The sequence below is a fragment of the Clostridium sp. HV4-5-A1G genome (assembly GCF_900184915.1).
GTDB lineage: Bacteria > Bacillota > Clostridia > Clostridiales > Clostridiaceae > Clostridium_B > Clostridium_B aromativorans.
In genome coordinates this window covers 1-6,352 of the sequence record NZ_FXYI02000195.1, presented here as the reverse complement: position 1 = coordinate 6,352, position 6,352 = coordinate 1, and the positions used below count along the sequence as shown (strand labels likewise).

Below are 6,352 nucleotides of genomic sequence, written 5' to 3'. Positions count from 1 at the left end.
TCCCGAGCGGCCAAAGGGGGCAGACTGTAAATCTGTTGTCAGTGACTTCGATGGTTCGAATCCATCTTCCTCCACCATAAAAAGCACTATTGGAGTGTTTTTTATTTTATAAGGATTTTTTGTAAATATTGTAAGCTCATAATAAAAGCTCTTATCCAGAGAGGTGGAGGGAAAATGGCCCGATGAAACCCGGCAACCAGTAGAAATTTTGCCAAGGTGCCAATTCCTGCAAGTTGACTTTGCAAGATAAGAGAGCAGTTAATTATTTAACCTCTTCTTACTTGAAGAGGTTTTTATTTTTATATAGTGTGGAGGTATTGAAAGTGAGAAAATTATTTACGTCTGAATCAGTTACAGAAGGACACCCGGATAAAATGTGTGATCAGATTTCAGATGCTATTCTGGATGCTATATTGGAACAAGATCCTTATGGAAGAGTAGCTTGTGAAACTGCTACCACTACAGGCATGATATTGGTTATGGGAGAAATATCGACTAAGTGTTATGTGGATATTCCCAAAATAGTTAGAAAAACTGTAAAGGAAATAGGATATACCAGGGCTAAATATGGATTTGATTGCGATACTTGTTCTGTGATAACTTCAATAGATGAACAATCATCAGATATAGCAATTGGTGTTAATAAGTCTTTAGAAGCAAAAAAAGGACAAATGGAAGAAATAGATGCTATAGGAGCCGGAGATCAAGGTATGATGTTTGGATTTGCCACTAATGAAACTCCTGAATACATGCCTATGCCAATAAGCCTAGCTCATAAACTGGCAAAAAGGCTTTCTCAGGTCAGAAAAGATGGTATCTTGAACTATTTAAGACCGGATGGTAAAACTCAGGTTACTATAGAATATGAGGGCGATAAACCCATTAGAGTTGACACTATAGTTGTATCTGCCCAACATGATGAATTGGAAACTAAAGAACAGATTGAAAGAGATATAATTGAGAATGTCATAAAGCCAATTGTACCATCCGATTTCTTAGATGAAAATACTAAATATCTTATAAACCCTACAGGAAGATTTGTAGTTGGTGGACCCCAAGGGGATTCAGGACTTACAGGAAGAAAGATAATAGTGGATACCTATGGTGGATATGGAAGACATGGCGGCGGAGCATTTTCGGGAAAAGATCCGACTAAAGTGGATAGATCAGCTGCCTATGCTGCAAGATGGGTGGCGAAGAATTTGATAGCTGCAGGTGTGGCAGATAAATTGGAAATACAACTTGCTTATGCCATAGGAGTAGCAAAGCCTGTGTCCATAAATATAGATACTTTTGGTACAGGAAAAATGCCAGAGGAGAAAATAGTTGACATAGTGGAAAAGGTATTTGATCTGAGACCTGCTGCTATAATAAGAGATTTGGATTTAAGAAGACCTATATATAGACAGGTTGCAGCCTATGGACATTTTGGAAGAACAGATATAGATTTGCCCTGGGAGAGATTAGATAAAGTCGAAGATATAAAAAAATATATTTAGAAATTCAAAAGCTTTGTATATGATAAATTATACAGAGCTTTTTTAAAATTGGATTGATGTGTTATAATTATACTCAAATGATATGTTATATTGAAATGGGAGAGATTCTATGCAGGATTTACAGGGAACTATAGAAGATGTAATATTTCAAAATAAGGACAATGGATATGTAGTTGCTAAAATGAAAGAAGGAGAGAACATAGTAACTATAGTAGGCTGTATACCCTATATAACTGAGGGAAAGAATTTAAAGGTCATGGGGGAATGGGTACTGCATCCTCAGTTCGGGCGTCAGTTTAAAGTTAAAGTTTCTGAAGAAATAGTGCCTAATACTATTACTGGTATAGAAAGATATTTAGCTTCAGGAATAATATCGGGCATAGGACCTGTCACTGCAAGAAAAATAGTCAAGAAATTTGGAGAAGATACTCTTCATGTATTAGATGATAACATAGATAGACTAAGGGAAATAGAAGGTATAGGAGAGAAAAAAATAGCTCTAATAGCAGAGTCTTATTCCAGGCAAAATGAGATAAGGAACATAATGATATTTTTACAAACTTATGGGGTAACTCCAAATCAGTGTGTAAAAATACACAAGAAATTTGGAAGTGATTCTGTGCGTAAGGTAAAAGAAAATCCCTATATACTTACGGAAGAAATAGGTGGGATAGGATTTAAAACGGCCGATAGAATAGCTGCTAGTCTTGGAATAGAAAAGAATTCTGATTTTAGGATACAGAGCGGAATAAGGTATGTAGTAAATCAGTTTTGTAGTTTAGGAAATACTTATATGCCCATAGACAGACTTATAAAGGAAGGTAAAGATATACTTGGAGTAACTGAAGAAGAATTAGAAAAGAATATATATGAGAACTCAATAAATGGCAAAATAAAATTAGAAAAATATGAGGATAAACTATGTGTGTTTCCGATGGCATATTACTATTGCGAATTGAGTGTAACCAAAAAGATTTTAACCCTAGCTTTTTCAAATTATGAGAATATAGGCTTTGATGTAAATAAGGAGATTGAAAATTTTGAGAATGTAAATCACATTGAATTTGCACCTTCTCAAAAAGAAGCTATTGAAGGAGCGGTAAAAAATGGTGTAGAAATAATAACAGGAGGGCCTGGTACGGGAAAAACCACAATTATAAATTGTATAATTCAGTTGTTTGAGAAGGCAAATTATAAAGTCCTTATGGGTGCACCTACTGGGAGAGCAGCAAAAAGAATGTCAGAGGCTACTAAAAGAGAGGCAAAAACTATACACAGGCTGCTTGATATGGGAGTAGAAAATGATGAGGAATCCATGTTTTTCTCTAGAGGAGAAGAGTCACCTCTTCAATGTGATGTGGTAATTATAGATGAGGCTTCTATGATAGACATAATGCTTATGAATAATTTATTAAAGGCTATTTCAGTTGGAACCAGACTTGTAATAGTAGGAGATGCCCAGCAGCTGCCCTCAGTGGGACCGGGGAATGTACTCAGAGATTTTATTGATAGTGGCTGTATTAAGGTAGTTAGATTAAAGGAGATATTCAGACAATCCAGGGAAAGCATGATCATAGTGAATGCACATAAGATAAATTCAGGGGAAATGCCTATTTTAAACAGAAAACTAAAGGATTTCTATTTTATAAAATGTAGAGAACCCTCTGCTATAATGGATATACTCATGGGATTGATCGATAGAAGATTGCCAAATTTCAATAAAAAGTGGAATAAAATGCAGCATATTCAGATATTGTCTCCAATGAGGAAGGGGATTTTGGGAGTATCCAACTTAAATTCAAGACTTCAGGAAGTGTTAAATCCAAAATCTTCGGAAAAGAAGGAAAAGAAAATTGGGAATACTGTCTTTAGAGTGGGTGACAAGGTAATGCAGATTAAAAATGATTATACTTTGAAATGGACTGGAATTTCAGAACAAAATCCAGAAGAAGGTATAGGAATTTTTAATGGCGATTTTGGATATATCGAGTGCATAGATGAGGAAAAAAATACATTGACTGTTGTATTTGATGAGGACAAAAGGGTCGTATATGATAGTATGCACTTAGATGAATTGGATTTGTCTTATGCAATAACTATACATAAAAGTCAAGGCAGCGAATTTCCGGTAATTGTTCTTCCAATATTTATGGGGCCTCCTTTGCTGATGAACAGGAATTTATTGTATACTGCCATAACTAGAGCAAAGCAGATGGTGGTATTGGTAGGAGATTTAAGGGCTTTAAGTTTTATGATAAATAACAATAGAAGTTTTGAAAGGTATTCGTTATTAAAATACAGAATAATGGATATAATGGAGAGTGAAACGGATGTTACTTTGGAATAGTACGAATTTTATAAGTAAAATGGAGCAAATAAAGAGTGAAATAGTGAAATGGAATGGGTCTGGAGAACATTTTCTAAGCATTATTTCTGTTCCATACAATTCTTCCGAGTTTTTTATAGATATTATTATAACCTATGTTAGACAAAATAAAAATGTAATTTATATTACGGATGAGAAACCTAATACAGTTAGTATAATAAAAAATGTAAAAAAATATACGGATTTTAGGAATTATGCCTACATAAAAAAAGAAGGAAACGATATGAATTGTTTACTTGAAGTATGTAGTTTTCATAGTGCGCTTAAATTAGAAAAGAAATTTCAGCTGGTAATATACGATGATATAAATAGCTTTTCGATATACAACAAATATGAGGTAGTTAATTTAATTGATAGACTTACTTATAAACAGGGTAAAGCGATTGTATATTCCATAGAAAATATATTTGAAAATAGCAGAGAATTGTTTTTCCCCATTGGGAGGGAAGGCCCTATAGTAGAACCTAGAACTATACTCACTAGATTTGATATGAATAAGAACATACCATTTGTAGTATATGACTATTTGAAATGGTCTTTAAGTGAAGGTAAGAAAGCAATAATATATGTTCCGGATGAATTTAAAGCAGCAAACGTTTATTCTTATACACATAATTATTGTAAAAATTTATGTAAAAATATCTTGTGCTATACCAAAAAAGAGGAATCCTGTAAAAAATCTGTGAGCAAATTTTTTGAAATGAAGGATTCAATATTGATAACTGATAGTTTCAAGCAGATTATATCTAATGGCAAAAATTCAAATATAATGGTATATTTTGCTGATAATATGGATTTTAACTACAAAGAATTTGTTTATTTATGTGGGAGTATGAAAAGAGGTGGAAGGAACGTAAAGGGAGAGGTTATATTGGTAGCCAATTTAGAAACGAAAGATATGGAAAAAGCCGGAGATATAACCAGGAACTTTAACAGAGAAGCATGGGATATGGGTTTGTTGAAAATTTAGCTTTTTTGTGGGATTGTGTATTGGGATTGATATACTGTAATGATGAGAAATGTGTACTCTGCAAGAAGGATATATATGACGGTGAAAATATATGTAGGACTTGTAAGGATAATATAAAAATTTGCAGGGATAGATTTCAAATTGAAAGCAACAACTGTCAATTTAACTGTTACAGCAGTTCATATTATTCAGGTGCCATGATGGAACTTATAATAAAATTAAAATATAAGAATTCTTTTAAGTCGGGGGATATAATAGCATCTTATATGAAAGATACAATATGCAACAACAATATACATTTTGATGTGCTGACATATGTTCCCATGACAAGGAAGTCTTTTAAAAAGAGAGGATATAATCAGGGTGAATATTTAGCGAGAACTTTGGGAAAACATTTTAGGAAACCTGTTGTGCATTGTTTAACTAAGACTAAAGATACTATGGATCAAATAGGATTGAGCAGGGAAGAAAGATGGAACAACATATATGGAAGTTTTAAAGTTTACAATAGCTGTTGTATTAAAGGCAAAAGTGTTTTGTTGGTAGATGATGTTTTAACTACTGGAGCCACTGCTTTTTGCTGTGGTTCTGAACTTTTGAAAAATGGAGCAAAAAAAATTAATATATTGACTGGAGCGAAAAGTAGGGTATAATTTTAATAGTTGAGCTAGGTCTGTGGTTGAAAGTCGATGCCAGTCGCAGGCAAAACGATCCACGTAAGTTAAATAAGATATTTAATGAGCATGGTGCGGCTTAGAAGTAAGTCCTGCCGCTGTAAACGCGAGAGGGTTAGTAATGAGAGGATAAATCCGGGTAGTGAAAATTCCAGCAGGCGAGTGTGGGGTCAAAGACCAGGTCAGCTAGCTTGACAATGCACTGATAGTGCGGTATGGCAGTCCTTTATAGACTGTCATATTTCCTTTTTAAAATAAAAATTCCCGACCTAATTGGTAATTATTTTTATTTTGTTCATAGGATGGTAAAATTTATTACAAACAGTTAATAAATATGACACTAAGCTGTAATGGAAACCATATATACTTATAAGTGGTCTAAGGAAATAACCTTAGCGAAAATAAGAATGATTATTTGAAAGGATGAGTATAATGTATGATTTTCCAAATGCTACCATAGTTTATAATACAAGTAAATTAGAGGATTTAGAAAGTAAAATAAAGGAAATAAGAACGGAACATAAGAAATTAAATAGAAGATGTGAAGTTGAAGTAATACCCAAACCTAATCCTCAATTAATTACGTTTGATGGATATACGAATATTCGATTTGAACTTTCTATATATATCAGACATTTGAGTGTTAATTAAAAAACAAATTTAAAATCATTTAAATAATGATAATTATTGAAATGGTGCTTACGGTTGAAGGGTACTTTAAACTTAAATGCAACTGCATTTTCAACCAGCACAGAAATAACGTATCACATGAAAATTACAAAAATATAATATATTTTAACCATAGTAGTTATATATACTATAT

General features: G+C 33.2%; 5 protein-coding genes and 1 riboswitch. All 5 genes read left to right on the top strand.

What is annotated here, in order from left to right; translation table 11 throughout:
- Positions 1-148: 148 nt before the first annotated feature.
- A riboswitch (SAM riboswitch) is annotated at positions 149-253 on the top strand.
- 70 nt (positions 254-323) lie between these two features.
- The 5 genes from metK to J5G60_RS15770 all read left to right on the top strand — a co-directional run bounded on the left by metK (position 324) and on the right by J5G60_RS15770 (position 6,180).
- The gene (gene metK / locus J5G60_RS15790) at positions 324-1,499 is read left to right on the top strand and encodes a methionine adenosyltransferase (protein ID WP_150358610.1); all 1,176 of its coding nucleotides are present in this window, start codon (positions 324-326) and stop codon (positions 1,497-1,499) included.
- 109 nt (positions 1,500-1,608) lie between these two features.
- Positions 1,609-3,846 (top strand): SF1B family DNA helicase RecD2, encoded by a 2,238-nt coding sequence (recD2, locus tag J5G60_RS15785; RefSeq protein ID WP_150358609.1) that lies wholly within the window; start codon positions 1,609-1,611, stop codon positions 3,844-3,846.
- Positions 3,830-4,855, top strand: coding sequence for a hypothetical protein (locus tag J5G60_RS15780; protein ID WP_150358608.1), 1,026 nt, complete (start codon positions 3,830-3,832; stop codon positions 4,853-4,855). The genes recD2 and J5G60_RS15780 overlap by 17 nt, the downstream gene beginning before the upstream one ends.
- Positions 4,828-5,508, top strand: coding sequence for a ComF family protein (locus J5G60_RS15775; protein WP_150358607.1), 681 nt, complete (start codon positions 4,828-4,830; stop codon positions 5,506-5,508). Before J5G60_RS15780 ends, J5G60_RS15775 begins: the two co-directional genes overlap by 28 nt.
- A gap of 453 nt (positions 5,509-5,961) precedes the next feature.
- Positions 5,962-6,180 (top strand): hypothetical protein, encoded by a 219-nt coding sequence (locus tag J5G60_RS15770; RefSeq protein WP_150358606.1) that lies wholly within the window; start codon positions 5,962-5,964, stop codon positions 6,178-6,180.
- Positions 6,181-6,352: the final 172 nt, after the last annotated feature.

Excerpts from the sequence above, each read along its gene's own strand:
- recD2 (WP_150358609.1), top strand. The coding sequence starts at position 1,609 with ATGCAGGATTTACAGGGAACTATAGAAGATGTAATATTTCAAAATAAG.
- J5G60_RS15780 (WP_150358608.1), top strand. The coding sequence starts at position 3,830 with ATGTTACTTTGGAATAGTACGAATTTTATAAGTAAAATGGAGCAAATA.
- J5G60_RS15775 (WP_150358607.1), top strand. The coding sequence starts at position 4,828 with ATGGGATATGGGTTTGTTGAAAATTTAGCTTTTTTGTGGGATTGTGTA.
- J5G60_RS15770 (WP_150358606.1), top strand. The coding sequence starts at position 5,962 with ATGTATGATTTTCCAAATGCTACCATAGTTTATAATACAAGTAAATTA.